A 16,236-nucleotide genomic window follows, 5' to 3' on the forward strand; every position below is an offset into this window, starting at 1 on the left:
AAATGACCGCCATTCACGAGTCTCCGGCCGTCGGGCTGACGGCCCAGGAGCAGCAGTGGGTCGACCAGTTCATGGACGAGACGACCCTCTTCCTGGGCCCCGACCGCGACATCATGCGCTCCCACCACATCGCGCCCCGCTCGGTGCTGGAGGAGGAGTGCATCGCCGAGGGCATCGACCCGCTCCAGATCGACCGCATCCGCAAGCGGCTCGCCGGTGCTCTCGACGAGGGCTACGAGATGTGCGAGGCCATGGGCGCGGCACCCGGCGCCAAGTGGGGCGACCTCACCACCGCCGTCTACACGGCCTCCGGTGACGTCACCTATCTGTCCTGCCACGGCGTCATCGCCTTCTCGGCGATCCTGCACCATCCGATCCGGTACATCATGAAGTACTGGAAGGACGAGCCCACGGTGGGCATCCACCCCGGCGACGGCTTCATCCACAACGACGCCCGCTACGGCAACGTCCACAACACGGACCAGTCGATGATCATGCCGGTCATCCGCAACGGCGAGGTCATAGCCTGGGTCGCGGCCACCATTCACGAGGGCGAGAACGGTGCCTGCGAGCCCGGGGGCATGCCCTCCGGATCGGAGACCCCGTTCGACGACGGTCTGCGGATGAGCCCCTTCAAGATCGTGGAGCGGGGTGAGCTACGCCGTGACCTCCTCACGTTTCTGCAGCACTCCGTCCGCGACCCCAAGCTCCAACTCGCCGACCTGAAGGTCAAGATCGGCGCGGTGCAGCGCATCATGGAGCGCATCGATCTCCTGATCGACGAGGTCGGCGTCGAGACCTTCGTCGCCGCCCTGCGCGTCACCGTCGAGGACGTGGAGGAGGAGGTCCGTCGCCGGATCAGGGAACTGCCGGACGGCACGGTCCGGTTCAACCAGTTCATGGACTCCACGCTCAAGGAGAACATCCTCATCAAGCTCGCCTGCAAGGTGACCGTCAAGGGCGACAGGATGACGATCGACCTTCGCGGCACCGGGCCGGAAATCCTCAACCGGGCCATCAACTCCCCGCTGTGTTCGGTGAAGTCGATGTTCATGCAGGCGATCCTGGCCTTCTGGTGGCCGGATCTGCCGCGGTGCACCTCGGCCATGAGCCCGATCGAGATCATCTCGGACGAGCACACCTGGGCCGATGCCGGCTACGACGCACCGATGGGCCAGTCACTGCAGGCGTCCTTCCGCGGCTTCTCCGCCCTGCAGTCGTCCTGGGCGAAGCTGCAGTTCGCCAACCCGGAGAAGTTCTCCAACGTCATCGCCCCCTGGTTCAACCAGATCAACACCTTCCTGTGGGGCGGTGTCACCCAGCACGGCGACCAGGTCGGCAACCTCTGCGCGGACCTGAACGGCATGCCGGGCGGGGCCAAGGCCTTCCTGGACGGGGAGGATGCCGTCTCCCCGCTGTTCTGCGCCATGGCCGACACGGCGGAGCAGGAGGTCATGGAGGAGGAGGTGCCCTTCATGCAGTTGGTCTCCAAGCGCCTGGTCCGCGACAACATGGGCTTCGGCAAGCACACCGGTGGCATGGGCTACGAGATGATCGTCGCCAGCGAGGGCACACCGCTGTGGGGGTTCATGACGGTGACCTCCGGCGCCAAGTTCTCCTCCGTGTACGGCATGTTCGGTGGTTACGGCTGTGGCACCTACCCGCTGGCCCGCGTCAAGGGCATCAATGTCTACGACGTCCTTCGCAAGGACCCCGCTCGCTTCGACCTCTCCATCGAGAAGGTCATGAACGAGCAGCCCTTCGAGGGCGGCCAGTACATGACCGACCACATGGGTCTGCAGTTCGACGTCGCCAAGGACGGCGAGCTGTACATGATGAGCCAGGGAGCCGGCGGCGGTTACGGCGACGTCCTGGAGCGCGATCCGCTCGCCGTGGTCAAGGACGTCGAACTGAAGCGGATCAGCGAGAAGGTCGCCCGCGACATCTTCGCCGTCGCCTTCGATCCCGACACCTTCATCCTGGACGCCGAGGGCACGAAGGAGCTGCGGGCGCAGGCCCGCCAGGACCGGCTCCGCCGCGGCAAGCCCTACGCCGAGTTCGTCGAGGAGTTCGTCACCGACGAGCCCGCCGAGGGCCTGCCGTACTACGGCTCGTGGGGCGACAGCACGGAGGAGCTCACCGCCACGGTGTTCGGCATCGACGGCCCTCAGCGGGTCACCGCGCCGATCGAGAAGATGCCGATCGTCATGCTTCCGGACCGCCGGGACCTGAAGGTCGCACAACTCGAGGCCCGCGTACGCGAGCTGGAGGACAAGCACGGCGAAGAGGTGCGCCGGAAGTCCTGAACTCCCAGCCCGTTCCACCCTCGGCATGCCTCGGAACGCGTAGGCATCTCGGCTCGCCCCGAGCCATCCGCACGCGCTCAAGGCCATCCTCGGCTGACGGCTGACGGCTGACGGCTGACGGCTGACGGCTGACGGCTGACGGCTGACGAACCGAACCACCGGCGGAGGACCAGTGGCACCCCGCCCCGCCCCGGCCCTGCGCTCCCCCCGCGGCCGTCCGGCGGCGCCTGGGAAGCACTGGCCTCCGCCGGTCTCCAATCCGGCCGTACCCGCGGCCACCAATGCTCCGAGTCCCTTCCTCGAACTCCCCGACTCCAGGACCCCTCATGGCCATGGACTTCACGTCGATCGTCTCCGCACCTCCCTCGGGCCGCCGGACCGCGCTCGTCATCGACCACCACCGCTACACACAGGCCGTCATCCTCCGGGGCCGACCGGTCCCGTGGACGGATCCGACCGGCTACGCGCAGTACGCGCGACAGGCCCAGGGCCTGCTCCGGTCCGATGCGACCCTGCTCGACCTGGGCGCCTTCCACGACCAGGTCCTCGCCGCCGACGACACGCTGAGGTCGTCCCTGTCCGCCCGTTCACGTACCGGATACGCGCTCAAGACCCTCCTCGCGGCCGACGCGGTCGCGGGACAGGCCGTCGAGCTGGCCGGTGTCGTGGCACAGACGTCCGGGGCGCCACTGATCCTGCAGATCCCGTCGCCCATGCGCTGGCTGGCGCGCACTCACACGCTCAGCGGGGCGGGCTCCGTGAGCGACCTCGACGCCGACCACGCGGAGAACGCCGCCATGTACGTCGCGGACTGGTTGCGCCGGCTGTCGGCCCTGCCGGTGGCGATGCTGCTCCTTGACGACCGCCGGCCCGGCACGCAGTCGTTGCCGCAGGTGGAGGACGCGGCGTACAAGCCGCTCTCCAACATCACGGATCACTATCGGTGGACGCTCGGCCGGCGCACCCAGGACGGCGTCGAGCTCCTCGGTTCCGCCGTTGTCGGGGCGCTGATTCCGGATACGTACTGGCTCGCCGACGAGGTGCTCGCGCCCTCGGGTGACTTCCTCGTCGCGGACATTCCCGCCGACGCCGTGCCCGAGAAGGTTCTCGCCCAACTGGCCAAGTTCGCCTGAGAACTCGACCGAGAACTCGACCGGGAACTCGACCGAGAACTCGACCGGGAACTTGCCTGGAACTCGCCCGAAAAGGAGAAAGACCTTGGACAAGGTGGTCTACACCGCCACCCGGGCCATCGCCGGAATCGGCGACGGAGCAACGATCGCCTGCGGAGGCTTCGGCATCTGCGGGATTCCCGCCGTCCTCATCGACTCGATCGCGGAGGCGGGCATCAAGAACCTGGAGGTCTACTCCAACAACTGCGGGACCGACGGGGTGGGACTCGGGAAACTGCTGGAGCGCAAGCAGATCAGGCGCATGGTCGCTTCCTACGTCGGCGAGAACAAGGAGTTCGCGCGTCAGTACCTGAGCGGTGAGCTCGAGGTCGAGCTCACCCCGCAGGGCACCCTGGCGGAGCGTCTGCGCGCCGCGGGCGTCGGCATTCCCGCCTTCTACACCAGGACAGGCACCGGAACCCAGGTCGCGACCGGGGGAGTGCCCTGGCGGTACGCGGAGGACGGCTCGGTGGCGGTCGCCTCGCCGCCGAAACCGGTCACCGACTTCGACGGGAGTTCCTTTTTGCTCGAACGGGCACTGCACGCCGACTTTGCCCTCGTACGGGCTTGGAAGGGCGACCGGCACGGCAACCTCGTGTTCCGCATGGCCGCCCGTAACTTCAACCCCGTCTGCGCCATGGCCGCCAAGACCGCCGTCGCCGAGGTCGAGCACCTGGTCGAGGCGGGCGATCTGGACCCCGACTCCATTCACCTGCCCGGGGTTTACATCGACCGGGTCCTGCCCCTCACGACCGCGCAGGTGGCGGACAAGGGCGTGGAACGGCTGACCACCCGCCCCCGTCCGTCCGAGTTCCTGGGAGAGTGACGATGCCGCTGACCAGGGAACAGATGGCAGCGCGCGCGGCGCGGGAGCTGCGCGACGGTGACTACGTCAACCTGGGGATCGGTCTGCCGACACTGGTCCCGAACCACGTCCAGGCCGGCGTGGAGCTGGTCCTGCAGTCCGAGAACGGCATCCTCGGCACGGGGCCCTACCCGTACGCCGGCGACCAGGACCCGGATCTGATCAACGCCGGCAAGGAGACCGTGACCGTTCGGGCGGGTGCCAGCTTCTTCGACTCGGGCACGAGCTTCGGCATGATCCGCTCCGGCAAGATCGACGCGGCGATCCTCGGAGCCATGCAGGTCTCCGCACAAGGAGACATCGCCAACTGGGTGATCCCCGGCAAGATGATCAAAGGGATGGGCGGTGCGATGGACCTGGTCCATGGCGCCCGCAAGGTCATCGTCCTGATGGAACACGTCGCAAGGGACGGCGCGTTCAAGGTCGTCAAGAACTGCACCCTGCCACTGACCGGCCAACGGGTCGTCCACCGGATCATCACCGACCTGGCCGTCCTCGACGTCACCGACAACGGGCTGCGTCTGGTGGAGTGCGCACCCGATGTCACCGAGGCCGACGTACGGGCGGCGACCGAACCGGAACTCATCACGGGGCCCGCGTGAACATCGCCGTCCTGCTGGACCGCGCGGCCACCGCCCTGCCCGACCGCACAGCGGTCTACCCGGGCGTCCAACCGCTCTACAGCTACCGGGAGTTGCGAAACCGCGTCGCCGCTCTGGCCGTGTCGACGACCCCCTTCGGATGCTCTCCGGGCGAGCGGGTTGCGATCGTCAGGAACAACCGCCCGGAGTACCTCGAGGTGCTCTTCGCCGCTCGGTGGGCCGGACTTGCCGTCGTCCCGGTGAACGCCAAGCTCCACCCCCGCGAGGTGACCTGGACCGTCCAGGACGCCGAACCCGGCCTCGCAGCAGCCCGTGTGGATCATCGGTGGCTACCAGAGCGACTTCGCTCGCAACCTCACCAGGGAGTCGCTGGACACCGGGGACCTCGTCAGGGAGACCGCGACCGGCAGCCTGAACGCCGCCGGTATACCCGCCGAGCACGTCGACGTCATCCATGTCGCCCATGCCATGGGCGAGTTCTACGTCAGCAGGGCCACCTGGGGTCCATGGTCGGCACCGTCGTGCCGGGCCCTTCACCTTCTCGCGGATCGCCGAGGAGCACGACCGGCGATACGGCCTCGAGGATCGGCATCTGCGCCGGATCGCGAGTGAGAGTATCGCCAATGCCAGGACCAACCCCAAGGCGCAGACCCGGGGTTGGATCACCTCGCCCGACTGCTCCAGCGACGACGACCTGGCCAACCCCAGGATCGCCGGCCGGGTGCGTAGGTACGACTGCAGCCGGATCGCCGACGGAGGTGCGGGCGTCCTGCTGGTCTCCGACCGCTGGCTGCGCCGACACGCGGACGAGGTCAGGGGACCGGTCGCGTGCATCGCCGGATGGGGACACCGCAATGCCTCGCTGCACCTCCAGGACAAGCTCGACACGGGTGCCGACAGCGAGTACGGCTTCCCGCACGTCCGGGAGACGATCAGGACGCGTTCGCACGGGCCGGCATCGACGACGTCTTCGAACCCGACGGCATCGAGACCCACGACTGCTTCACGGTCTCCCAGTACCTGGCCATCGACCACTTCGGCATCATCAAGCCCGGCCGCAGCAGCGAGGCGGCCGACAGTGGCGTGACGCGCCGCGACGGAAAGCTCCCCGTCAACCCCAGCGGTGGGCTCATCGGCGTCGGCCACCCCGTGGGGGCGACGGGCATTCGCATGATGCTCGACGGCTACCTGCAGGTGACTGATCAGGCGGAGGGATACCAGGTCCCCAACGCACGCCGCTTCGCCACAGTGAACTTCGGAGGCAGCACGGCAACCGTCGTATGCACGGTGATCTCCCGGGCGTCCGGAGCGTGACGCGTCCGCTTTCGCCGTTGCCCCCCGGCCTTCGCTGGTGCGAGTCCGATCTCGCAGACCACGTCGGGTTCAGGCTCTCGACGGCCGGAGCGCTTTCGGTGCCGACCTTCGGAGAAGACCTCCGCGAGGGCCCTCCAGTTGCCGGGCGCGCCGTCGCCGACGGCCAGGACCGGGCACGCATCCCGCCTCGGTCGCATCGCGAATCGGGTTGCCCCAGGACTCGGCCGATTCGCGGTAGCCGTCGGCCGTCGCGATCAGCTCCCTGGTACCGTCCGCGCGCCCGCCCCTACCGCTCGGAAGCCGAACGACGCGCAGCGTTCCCCGACTGGCTGCACACCTGCAAGCACCACCGCCGGCGCCGCGCTCGCAGGCGTCCTGGGCTCGCAGGCCGAACAAGTGCTCAGGTAACGTCTTGTTGTAAGGCAGGTTCCTGCCCGGCACGGGAGCCCCCGTACCTCCTTGGAGGATTACATGACCGTGGGGGAGTGCTCTCTGTGTCTTCGTGGGAGTGATCTGCGTCATTTCGCATGAAAATGTGGGTCTATGCGTTTCATTGAGGCCAGCGCCGGTCGCTACGTAGAATCATCTCCGGTTCCCTACGATCTGACGTACGACGACGTGTTCATGGTGCCCAGCCGCTCCGCGGTCGGCTCGCGTCAGGGTGTGGACCTCGCCTCCCCCGACGGTTCGGGCACCACGATCCCGCTGGTCGTCGCCAATATGACGGCGATCGCGGGCCGCCGGATGGCCGAGACCGTCGCCCGTCGCGGCGGGCTCGTGGTCATCCCGCAGGACATCCCGATCGAGGTCATCACCGAGGTCGTCTCCTGGGTCAAGGGGCGCCATCTGGTGCTCGACACCCCGATCATCCTCGCCCCGCACCAGACCGTCGCCGACGCGCTGGCCCTGCTGCCGAAGCGCGCGCACAACGCGGGCGTCGTGGTGGACGAGGAAGGGCGCCCGGTCGGCGTGGTCACCGACGCCGACCTCACCGGCGTCGACCGCTTCACCCAGCTCTCCGAGGTCATGTCCAAGGACCTGCTCCTCCTCGACGCCGACATCGAGCCGCGTGAGGCCTTCAACAAGCTGGACCACGCCAACCGCCGCTACGCCCCCGCCGTCGACAAGGACGGCAGGCTCGCGGGCATCCTCACCCGTAAGGGCGCCCTGCGCGCCACGCTGTACACGCCGGCCACCGACGCGAACGGGCGGCTGCGCATCGCCGCCGCCGTCGGCATCAACGGCGATGTCGCGGGCAAGGCCAAGCAGCTCCTCGCCGCGGGCGTCGACACGCTCGTCATCGACACGGCCCACGGGCACCAGGAGTCGATGATCAGCGCCATCAGGACGGTGCGCGCGCTCGACCCGCAGGTGCCGATCGCGGCGGGCAACATCGTCGCCGCGGAGGGCGTGCGCGACCTGATCGAGGCCGGCGCGGACATCATCAAGGTCGGTGTGGGCCCCGGCGCCATGTGCACCACCCGGATGATGACCGGCGTCGGGCGCCCCCAGTTCTCGGCGGTGAAGGAGTGCGCCGCGGAGGCGAAGAAGTACGGCAAGCACGTGTGGGCCGACGGCGGCGTACGGCACCCGCGCGACGTCGCGATGGCGCTGGCCGCGGGTGCGTCCAACGTCATGATCGGCTCGTGGTTCGCCGGTACGTACGAGTCCCCGGGCGACCTCCAGCAGGACGCCGACGGGCGCCTCTACAAGGAGTCGTTCGGTATGGCGTCCGCCCGCGCGGTCAAGAACCGCACCAGCGACGAGTCGGCGTACGACCGTGCCCGCAAGGCCCTGTTCGAGGAGGGCATCTCCACCTCGCGCATGTTCCTCGACCCGTCCCGCCCGGGCGTCGAGGACCTGATCGACTCGATCATCGCGGGCGTCCGCTCCTCCTGCACCTACGCGGGGGCCAACTCCTTGGAGGAGTTCGCCGAGAAGGCGATCGTGGGCATCCAGAGCGCGGCCGGCTACGCCGAGGGCAAGCCGCTGCACGCGAGCTGGTAGCGGCGCGCTTCCTCTTTCTCGTACGGCCCCCGTGGTGCGGGCGAACGCGGGGGCCGTCGGCGTTCGAGCTCCTTTTCCGTCAGGCCACCTTGACGTCAAACTTGCTTGACGCGAGGCTGGTGGTATGACGACACCACAGAGCATCGAGCCGCAGTACACCCTGCTGACGGCCGTGGCCCGTCTGGACGAGCTGCGGGTGCGTGAGTCGCTCGCCGGAGCCGGGAGCAACGCCGAGGCGCTCGACCGGGCCGGGCTGCTGGAGCTGCTCGCGCTGAGCGAGGTGGTGGTCCGCAAGGCGGCGTACGGGCGTCAGCTCACCGTTCGCGCGGCGCGTGAGGCGGGTGCCTCCTGGTCGCAGATCGGCGCGGCCCTCGGCACCAGCAAGCAGGCCGCCTGGGAGGCGTACACGCGCTGGATCGACGGGCAGGCGGCGTCGTACGGGCAACCCGGGCAGCTGGGCTTCGACGAGGAGGACGCGGCGCGGGCACGGGCCGTCGCCGGGGGGTCGGAGGAGGGTTGAGCGGGGCTCGCCCCACCGGCTCTCGTTGCCGCGCCCGGGCGCTGAGCGGGGCTCGCGTTCACCGGCTTGCGGAGCTGCGCGGGCAGGGGTGACCGGGGGTCAGGTTCACCGGCTTGCGGAGCCGGGGTCAGGGGGGAAGGGGGCTCCGGGTCGCCGGGTCTCGGAGCCGCGCCGCCGGAGGGGCTGGAGGGGGCGCGCGTTCGCCGGCTCGCGGAGCCCCGCGCAGCGAGTGAGAGAAGGCTCCGCGCAACCATCGAAAGGCTCCGCGCAACGAACACCCGCCGGGCCGCGATGAACGCAATGATCTTGCGGAGGTGCGCAAGGTTGCTGCATTACGCCCGTGAAGTCCGGGCTCGTAGGGTCAAGCGCTGTACTCAGTGCGGCGGGGACTCCGCTCGGCGGGTCCCTACTGTCAGGGGTGCCGCCGGTTCCCGCTTCCTCCGACCGGCAGCGATGAAGGAGCCAACGCGTGCTCGACCAAGGCGCACCCCCGCAGCCCCGCCCCTCGTCCGCCCCGCCGTCCCCGGGCATGGGCGCACGACTTATGCGTCGCAAGCCGGTGGAACGGCTCGTCGCCGAGGGCGGCCAGGGTGAGGGAGGGTCGCTCCGGCGCTCCCTCGGGCTGTGGCAACTGACCATGATCAGCATCGGTGCCACCCTCGGCACCGGCATCTTCGTGGTCCTGGGCGAGGCGGTCCCCAAGGCCGGCCCAGCGGTCACCCTCTCGTTCGTGATCGCCGGCCTCACCGCGCTGTTCTCCGCCTTCTCCTACGCCGAGCTGGCGGGCACCATTCCGGTCGCCGGGTCCTCGTACTCGTACGCGTACGCAACGATGGGTGAGCTGATCGCCTGGATCTGCGGCTGGTGTCTGGTCCTGGAGTACGGCGTGTCGGTCGCCGCCGTCGCCGTCGGCTGGGGCGAGTACCTCAACGAGCTGCTCGACGGGACCATCGGCGTCACCATCCCGGACGCGCTCTCCGCACCGCCCGGTGACGGGGGCATCTTCAACCTGCCCGCGCTGATCGTCGTCCTGCTCGCGATGGCGTTCCTGCTCGGCGGCGCCCGGGAATCGGCCCGTGCCAACACGATCATGGTCGTGGTGAAGATCGCCGCGCTGCTGCTGTTCTGCGCGATCGGCATCCAGGGCTTCCGGTCCGGCAACTACGAGAACTTCATGCCGCTCGGCATGGCGGGCGTCAGCGCGGCCGGGGCCACGCTCTTCTTCTCGTACATCGGCTTCGACGCCGCCTCCACGGCCGGTGAGGAGGCGAAGAACGCGCAGCGCGACCTGCCGCGCGCGATCATGCTCTCGCTGATCATCGTCACCGCGCTGTACGTCCTGGTCGCGGCCGTCGCCGTCGGCGCGATGCCCTGGCAGCGGTTCACCGACTCGGAGGCGGCGCTCTCCGGGATCATGGAGGACGTCACGGGCGACGCCGTCTGGGGCACCCTGCTCGCCGCCGGAGCCGTCATCGCCATCGCGAGCGTCGTCCTGACCGTGCTCTACGGCCAGACCCGCATCCTCTTCGCCATGTCCCGCGATGGGCTCGTGCCCAAGGTGTTCTCGCGCGTTCACCCGAAGAGCGGTGTGCCCCGTGCCAACACCCTCATCGTGTCGGTGTTCTGCGGAGTGCTCGCCGCCGCGATCCCGCTCGGCCAGCTCACCGACGCCACCAGCATCGGCACGCTCTTCGCCTTCGCCCTGGTCAACATCGCGGTCGTGGTGCTGCGCCGGACCCGTCCGGAGATGCCCCGTACGTTCCGGGTGCCGCTGTCGCCGGTGCTGCCCGCCCTCGGCTTCGCCTTCTGCGTCTGGATGATGGGCAGCCTCGACACCGTGACCTGGGTGGTCTTCGGGGTCTGGATGGCCGTCGGGCTCGTGTTCTACTTCAGTTACGGCTACCGCCGGTCCCGTATCGCCACCGTAGAGAAGTGAACCACCCGCAGTGCTGAACAATCTCGACGAACGCATCGTGCACGCCCTCGCCGAGGACGCGCGGCGCTCCTACGCCGACATCGGGCAACAGGTCGGCCTGTCCGCGCCCGCCGTGAAGCGCCGGGTGGACCGGTTGCGTTCCAGCGGCGCGATCACGGGGTTCACCGTGCGGGTGGATCCGGCTGCGCTGGGGTGGGAGACCGAGGGGTTCGTCGAGATCTACTGCCGGCGGAACACCTCGCCGGAGACCATTCAGCGAGGGCTCGAGCGGTACCAGGAGGTGGTGGCCGCGTCCACCGTGACCGGGGACGCGGACGCCGTGGTGCAGGTCTTCGCCTCGGACATGCGGCACTTCGAGCGGGTGCTTGAGCGGATCGCGGGGGAGTCGTTCGTGGAGCGGACGAAGTCCGTGCTTGTTCTGTCCCCTTTGCTGCGCCGGTTCTCTTCCGGGTCGCCTACGTAGTCGCTCCGCTGCGGGTGAGTGGGGGCTGGTCGCGCAGTTCCCCGCGCCCCTGACGGGCGCGCTCCTGCCCGGGGCGTTTCCAAAATGCCGTTACTCCGCGGTCTTCCTCGCCAGCGCGTTGTTCTCTATCGAGTTGTGGACGCTGAAGCTCACGGCGTCCGAGCGGTAGCGGTCGTCGGACCACTCCACCGGGCGGCCTTCGCGGGTGGTGGTGACGCGGCGGACGCGGAGCAGCGGGCTGGTGCGGCGGACGCCGAGGAGTTCGGCGTCCTGGGCGCCCGCCGCCACCGCGTCGATGAGGTGTTCGCCGTACGCGAAGACCAAACCCGTGTCCTCGAAGAGGCGTTGGGTGACGGAGGGGCAGCCGGGTTCGATGGCCTCGACGGCGGGGGAGATCCAGTCCGCGTAGACGGTCCGCTCCAGGAGGACGGGCTCGCCGTCCAGGCCGCGTACGCGCAGGACGTGCAACACGGTGGTGTTCTCCCGCAGTTGGAGCCGTACGGCATCCTCCGCCGTCGCCCGGCGGTACTCCTGCGTCACCACCTCGCCCGTCGCCTCCCGCCCCATCGCGCGCGCCCACTGGGCGAAACTGCGCAGTTCGGCGAAGCTCTGGCTGCGGCGGCCGGCCAGGACCACGCGGCGGGCTCCCTGGCGAGACCCGATGAGCCCCTCGGCGGACAGTGCCGCGACCGCCTGGCGGACCGTGCCGCGTGAGACGGCGTAGTGCGCCGCGAGGTCCGTCTCCGTGGGGAGCAGGCTGCCGACTGTGTACTCCTCGCGGTCGATCGCCCGCCGCAGCTCCTCGGCGATCTCCTCGTGTCGCGCAGGCATGCTTCCCCTCTGGTCCGGTCCCTGTGCACAGGGTGATCACCCTAGTCGAGGTGCTGGAGTGGTAGGTGGGGGCGTGGATTGTCCAGGGAATCAGGGGGCACGGTTTCGCCAGAGTTTACAGACAGGACATCAACGACGGGCCTACTGAGGCCAACTTGTTCAGACAAGTTATCCGTCCCACCACACCCTCGTGCGCAATCCTGGAGAGACCGTGACCGTGTTCCTGCCGAGGACCGCAGTCCTCACCGGCGGCCTCGCCGTCGTCGCCGCCCTGGCCCTGAGCGCCTGTGGCGCGGCCCCCGAAGAGTCGACCACCGCCGACGGCAAGAGCGCGGCCACCGCGACCTCGGCCGAGGACTTCGGTGGCCTCGACGCCCTGGTGACGGCGGCGAAGAAGGAGGGCACGCTGCAGGCCATCACCCTGCCCCGCGACTGGGCCAACTACGGCGCCATCATCGACGGCTTCGAGAAGAAGTACGGCATCAAGATCGAGGTCGAGAACCCGGACGGGTCCAGCCAGGACGAGATCAACGCCGTCACCTCCCGCAAAGGCCAGGACCGTGCCCCCGACGTCCTCGACCTCGGCAGCTCCTTCGCTCTGAGCGCCGCCCAGCAGGGGCTGCTCGCGCCCTACCAGGTCGCGTCCTTCGCTGACATCCCCGAGGGCCAGAAGGACCCGAAGGGCCAGTGGTACAACGACTACGGCGGCTACGTCTCCATCGGCTGCGACGCCAAGCGCGTCAAGACCTGCCCGACCACCTTCAAGGACCTGCTGAAGCCGGAGTACAAGGGACAGGTCGCCCTCAACGGCAACCCCACCAAGTCGGGGTCGGCCTTCGGCGGCGTGTTCGCGGCGGCCCTCGCCAACGGCGGCTCCTTCGACGACATCCAGCCCGGCCTGGACTTCTTCGCCGAGCTGAAGAAGAACGGCAACTACACGCCGGTCGAGTCGACCCCGGCCACGGTCGAGAAGGGCGAGACCCCGATCAGCATCGACTGGGACTACCTGAACGCCGGCTACGCCGCCGAGTTCAAGTCCAAGGGCGTCGACTGGAAGGTCACGGTCCCGGAGGACGGCAAGTACGCCCAGTACTACTCCCAGGCCATCAACAAGGACGCCCCGCACCCGGCGGCCGCGCGCCTGTGGGAGGAGTACCTCTACAGCACCGAGGGCCAGAACCTCTGGCTCGAGGGATTCGCCCGCCCGGTCCTGATGACCTCCATGGAGAAGGCCGGCACGCTCGACAAGACCGCCGCCGCCAAGCTCCCCGAGGTCTCCGGCACGCCCAGCTTCCCGACCGAGGACCAGCAGAGCAAGGCCAAGGAAGTCCTGGCCCAGGGCTGGGGCAAGGCCGTCTCCGGATGACCGCCACTCTCCCCGCGGCCGACGCGGTGTCCGTCGCTTCTCAGAAGCGCGGGCGCCGCGTCGCCGGCTGGCTCCCCGTCGTCCCGCTGCTCGTCGTCGTCGCGATCGCCTTCGGGATCCCCGCCCTGGCCATGCTGAACGGTGCCTTCACCGTCAAGGACCAGGCCACCGGCGCCACTTCGTACACCACGTCCAATCTGACCGACTCGCTTCAGGGCGCCTACCTCACCGCCCTGACCGGCAGCGTCAAGCTGTCCGCCGTCTCCGCCGGCATCGCGACCGTCCTCGGACTGCCGCTCGCCCAGGCCGTGGTGACCTCCCGCTTCCGTGCGCTGCGCGAGGCCGTGCTCACCGCGTCCGGCGTGCTCGCCAACTTCGGCGGCGTCCCGCTGGCCTTCGCGTTCGTCGCCACCCTCGGCAACGCGGGTGTCCTGACCCGGCAGTTCGGCCTGACCGACAAGGGCTGGAACCTCTACAGCTTCTGGGGTCTGGTCATCGTCTACCTGTACTTCCTGATCCCGCTGATGGTCCTCACCATCACACCCGCCCTGGACGGACTGCGCGCCCAGTGGCGTGAGGCGGCGCAGAACAACGGCGCCACCTCCACGCAGTACTGGCGGCACGTGGCCCTCCCCGTCCTCGCGCCCTCGCTGCTCGGCGGACTCGTACTCCTCTTCGGCAGTGCCTTCGCCGCGTACGCCACCGCGGCGGCCATGGTGGGCAGCGCCGTCCCGCTGGTCACCCTGCAGATCGCCGACGCCATCTCCGGCAACGTCCTGGTCGGCCAGGAGAACGTGGCGCTCGCCCTCAGCCTCGACATGGTCCTGATCGCGGGCGTGGTGATGGCCGTGTACCTGCCCCTGCAACGACGGAGCGCACGATGGCTCGCCTGAACCTCTGGCGGTGGGTCGTGCTGGCCCTCGCCGCGCTGTACTTCCTGGTGCCGCTGGGCGCGTCCGTGATCTTCACCGTGGACGTGCCCGGGCAGGGGGTCACCTTCGACGCGTACAGCCAGATCGTCTCCACCGAGGGCTTCACCTCCAGCCTGCTGCTCTCCCTTGAACTGGCCCTCGCCACCATCGCCTTGGTGCTGCTGCTGATGGTGCCCGCGATGGTCGCGCTGCGGCTCGGCGCGCCCCGGCTGCGGCCGGTCGTCGAGGTGGTGTGCTCGCTGCCGCTGGTCGTCCCGCCGATCGCGTTCGTCGCGGGTATCTCCACGGTCCTCAAATGGGGTCCCGAACACCTCTCCCGTACGCCGCTGTTCCAGACCTTCGTGGCGATCCAGAACCCGAGCTTCCCGTTCGTACTCGTCCTCGCCTACGTCGTGATGGCGCTGCCGTTCGTGTACCGGGCGCTGGACGCGGGGCTGCGCGCCGTCGACGTACGCACGCTCGTCGAGGCCGCCCGCAGCTGCGGCGCGCCCTGGCCGCAGGCGCTGGTCCGGGTCGTGCTGCCCAATCTGCGCGGGGCGCTGCTCAACGCCTCCTTCCTCACACTCGCGCTGGTCCTCGGCGAGTTCACGGTCGCGCAGCTCCTGGGCTTCCAGCCGTTCGCCGTGTGGATCTACAGCGTCGGCGGCTCGCAGGCGCAGCTTTCCGTCGCGGTGTCCGTACTCAGCCTGCTCGTCACGTGGGCACTGCTTCTCTCGCTCGCCGTGTTCGGCGGCCGCTCCTCCAAAGCATCCGCTTCGGCCTCCCGAGGATGAACCCATGACTGTCACCACCCTTCAGAAAACGTCCGAGAAGTCCGAGAAGGCAGCCACCGTCGAATTCCGCGGCCTGCGCCGCGAGTTCGGCTCGACCGTGGCCCTCGACGGGCTCGACCTCACCGTGCAGCCCGGTGAGCTCCTCGCCCTGCTCGGTCCGTCCGGCTGCGGCAAGACCACCGCGCTGCGCATGCTCGCCGGGTTCGAACATCCCGACTCCGGTGAGGTGTTGGTCGACGGCCAGGACGTCACGCGCGTCCCCGCGCACCGCCGCGACGCCGGGATGGTCTTCCAGTCGTACAGCCTCTTCCCGCATCTCAGCGCGCTGGACAACGTGGCCTTCGGACTGCGGATGCGCAAGGTCCGTACGTCCGAACGGCGGGCCCGCGCCGCCGAGTTGCTCGACCTTGTCGGCCTCGCCGACAAGGGGGAGAACTTCCCCCACCAGCTCTCCGGTGGCCAGCAGCAGCGCATCGCGCTGGCCCGCGCACTCGCCCTGCGCCCGCGCGTACTGCTGCTCGACGAGCCGCTCTCCGCCCTCGACGCCAAGGTGCGGCTCAGCCTTCGTGAGGAGATCCGCCGGCTTCAGCAGGAACTCGGCATCACCACACTGTTCGTGACACACGATCAGGAAGAGGCGCTGTCCATGGCCGACCGCGTCGCCGTGATGCGGGCCGGACAGCTCGAACAGTGCGCCACGCCGGCCGAGTTGTACGGGCGGCCGGCCACCCCGTTCGTCGCCGAGTTCGTCGGCACGATGAGCCGGATTCCGGGACACCTGGCCGGAGGACTGGTCGAGCTGCTCGGGCAGCGGCTTCCGGTCGACGGAGAGGCGCCCGTCGTGGCCGAGGGAGATGTGGTGGATGTGCTCGTACGGCCCGAGGCCGTCCAGGTCCGGGCGGACGACGCCGGTGACGCCCAGGTCGTCGCCACCGCGTTCCTCGGGGCGGCCACCCGGGTCACCGTGCGGCTCGCCGATGCCACCGAGGTCAAGGCAGACCTGCCGACGCACGAGGCCGCGGCGCTCGGATCAGGGGCGGCGGTGACGGTGAGCCTGCCGGAGCGACCGGTGCTGGTCGCCGCGCGCACCAACTGAACCACCCCGGTCGAGCCCACCCCCACGGGCCCCAGTCGAGTGAAGGAAAGAGA

Annotated in this window: 14 protein-coding genes and 2 pseudogenes; 14 read left to right on the forward strand and 2 right to left on the reverse strand. The window is 69.2% G+C overall.

Annotated features, from left to right (window positions below):
• The first annotated feature begins 2 nt into the window (after positions 1 to 2).
• The 6 genes and pseudogenes from ACFVKT_RS38340 (at position 3) to ACFVKT_RS38365 (ending at position 6,259) form a co-directional block, all read left to right on the forward strand.
• Complete coding sequence (locus ACFVKT_RS38340) at positions 3 to 2,306, forward strand: hydantoinase B/oxoprolinase family protein (protein ID WP_385740979.1); 2,304 nt, start codon at positions 3 to 5, stop codon at positions 2,304 to 2,306.
• A 326-nt stretch (positions 2,307 to 2,632) separates the two neighbouring features.
• Positions 2,633 to 3,439, forward strand: coding sequence for a hypothetical protein (locus ACFVKT_RS38345; protein WP_385740982.1), 807 nt, complete (start codon positions 2,633 to 2,635; stop codon positions 3,437 to 3,439).
• A gap of 85 nt (positions 3,440 to 3,524) precedes the next feature.
• The gene (locus ACFVKT_RS38350; protein ID WP_385740985.1) at positions 3,525 to 4,304 is read left to right on the forward strand and encodes a CoA transferase subunit A; all 780 of its coding nucleotides are present in this window, start codon (positions 3,525 to 3,527) and stop codon (positions 4,302 to 4,304) included.
• A gap of 2 nt (positions 4,305 to 4,306) precedes the next feature.
• Positions 4,307 to 4,945 carry a 3-oxoacid CoA-transferase subunit B gene (locus ACFVKT_RS38355; RefSeq protein ID WP_385740988.1) on the forward strand — a complete coding sequence of 213 codons (639 nt, stop codon included), beginning with the start codon at positions 4,307 to 4,309 and terminating at the stop codon, positions 4,943 to 4,945.
• A pseudogene (locus tag ACFVKT_RS38360) lies at positions 4,942 to 5,262 on the forward strand (AMP-binding protein); the annotation flags it as partial. The gene ACFVKT_RS38355 and the pseudogene ACFVKT_RS38360, both read left to right, overlap by 4 nt.
• Before the next feature lie 523 nt (positions 5,263 to 5,785).
• Positions 5,786 to 6,259, forward strand: a complete 474-nt coding sequence (locus ACFVKT_RS38365; protein WP_385740991.1) for a hypothetical protein — start codon at positions 5,786 to 5,788, stop codon at positions 6,257 to 6,259.
• Between the two features lie 92 nt (positions 6,260 to 6,351).
• Here ACFVKT_RS38365 and ACFVKT_RS38370 read toward each other — a convergent pair.
• A pseudogene (locus ACFVKT_RS38370) lies at positions 6,352 to 6,544 on the reverse strand (IS256 family transposase); the annotation flags it as partial.
• A 258-nt stretch (positions 6,545 to 6,802) separates the two neighbouring features.
• Between ACFVKT_RS38370 and ACFVKT_RS38375 the strand changes: the two are divergent.
• From ACFVKT_RS38375 to ACFVKT_RS38390, 4 genes are all read left to right on the forward strand, one after another.
• Entirely contained in the window at positions 6,803 to 8,266 is a 1,464-nt protein-coding gene (locus ACFVKT_RS38375) for a GuaB1 family IMP dehydrogenase-related protein (protein ID WP_385740994.1), read from the forward strand.
• A gap of 124 nt (positions 8,267 to 8,390) precedes the next feature.
• Entirely contained in the window at positions 8,391 to 8,786 is a 396-nt protein-coding gene (locus ACFVKT_RS38380; protein WP_385740997.1) for a hypothetical protein, read from the forward strand.
• A 469-nt stretch (positions 8,787 to 9,255) separates the two neighbouring features.
• Positions 9,256 to 10,722: an amino acid permease gene (locus ACFVKT_RS38385; RefSeq protein ID WP_385740999.1), complete on the forward strand. Its 1,467-nt coding sequence runs from the start codon at positions 9,256 to 9,258 to the stop codon at positions 10,720 to 10,722.
• A gap of 10 nt (positions 10,723 to 10,732) precedes the next feature.
• Complete coding sequence (locus tag ACFVKT_RS38390) at positions 10,733 to 11,185, forward strand: Lrp/AsnC family transcriptional regulator (RefSeq protein ID WP_365438506.1); 453 nt, start codon at positions 10,733 to 10,735, stop codon at positions 11,183 to 11,185.
• 90 nt (positions 11,186 to 11,275) lie between these two features.
• On the opposite strand, the gene ACFVKT_RS38395 is transcribed toward ACFVKT_RS38390, so the two are convergent.
• On the reverse strand, positions 11,276 to 12,016 hold the full coding sequence (locus ACFVKT_RS38395; protein WP_385741003.1) for a GntR family transcriptional regulator: 741 nt from the start codon (positions 12,014 to 12,016) through the stop codon (positions 11,276 to 11,278).
• A 211-nt stretch (positions 12,017 to 12,227) separates the two neighbouring features.
• Here ACFVKT_RS38395 and ACFVKT_RS38400 point away from each other — a divergent pair, with 211 nt between their 5' ends.
• Genes ACFVKT_RS38400 through ACFVKT_RS38415 form a run of 4 tightly spaced genes read left to right on the forward strand, consistent with a single transcriptional unit; the run spans position 12,228 to position 16,183 of the window.
• Positions 12,228 to 13,382, forward strand: a complete 1,155-nt coding sequence (locus tag ACFVKT_RS38400; protein WP_385741006.1) for an ABC transporter substrate-binding protein — start codon at positions 12,228 to 12,230, stop codon at positions 13,380 to 13,382.
• Positions 13,379 to 14,275, forward strand: a complete 897-nt coding sequence (locus tag ACFVKT_RS38405; RefSeq protein WP_385741009.1) for an ABC transporter permease — start codon at positions 13,379 to 13,381, stop codon at positions 14,273 to 14,275. The genes ACFVKT_RS38400 and ACFVKT_RS38405 overlap by 4 nt, the downstream gene beginning before the upstream one ends.
• Positions 14,263 to 15,087, forward strand: a complete 825-nt coding sequence (locus tag ACFVKT_RS38410) for an ABC transporter permease (RefSeq protein WP_385741012.1) — start codon at positions 14,263 to 14,265, stop codon at positions 15,085 to 15,087. Before ACFVKT_RS38405 ends, ACFVKT_RS38410 begins: the two co-directional genes overlap by 13 nt.
• 4 nt (positions 15,088 to 15,091) lie before the next feature.
• Positions 15,092 to 16,183: an ABC transporter ATP-binding protein gene (locus ACFVKT_RS38415; protein WP_385741015.1), complete on the forward strand. Its 1,092-nt coding sequence runs from the start codon at positions 15,092 to 15,094 to the stop codon at positions 16,181 to 16,183.
• Positions 16,184 to 16,236: the final 53 nt, after the last annotated feature.

This window comes from Streptomyces sp. NPDC127595 (genome assembly GCF_042671685.1).
Classification (GTDB): Bacteria; Actinomycetota; Actinomycetes; order Streptomycetales; family Streptomycetaceae; genus Streptomyces.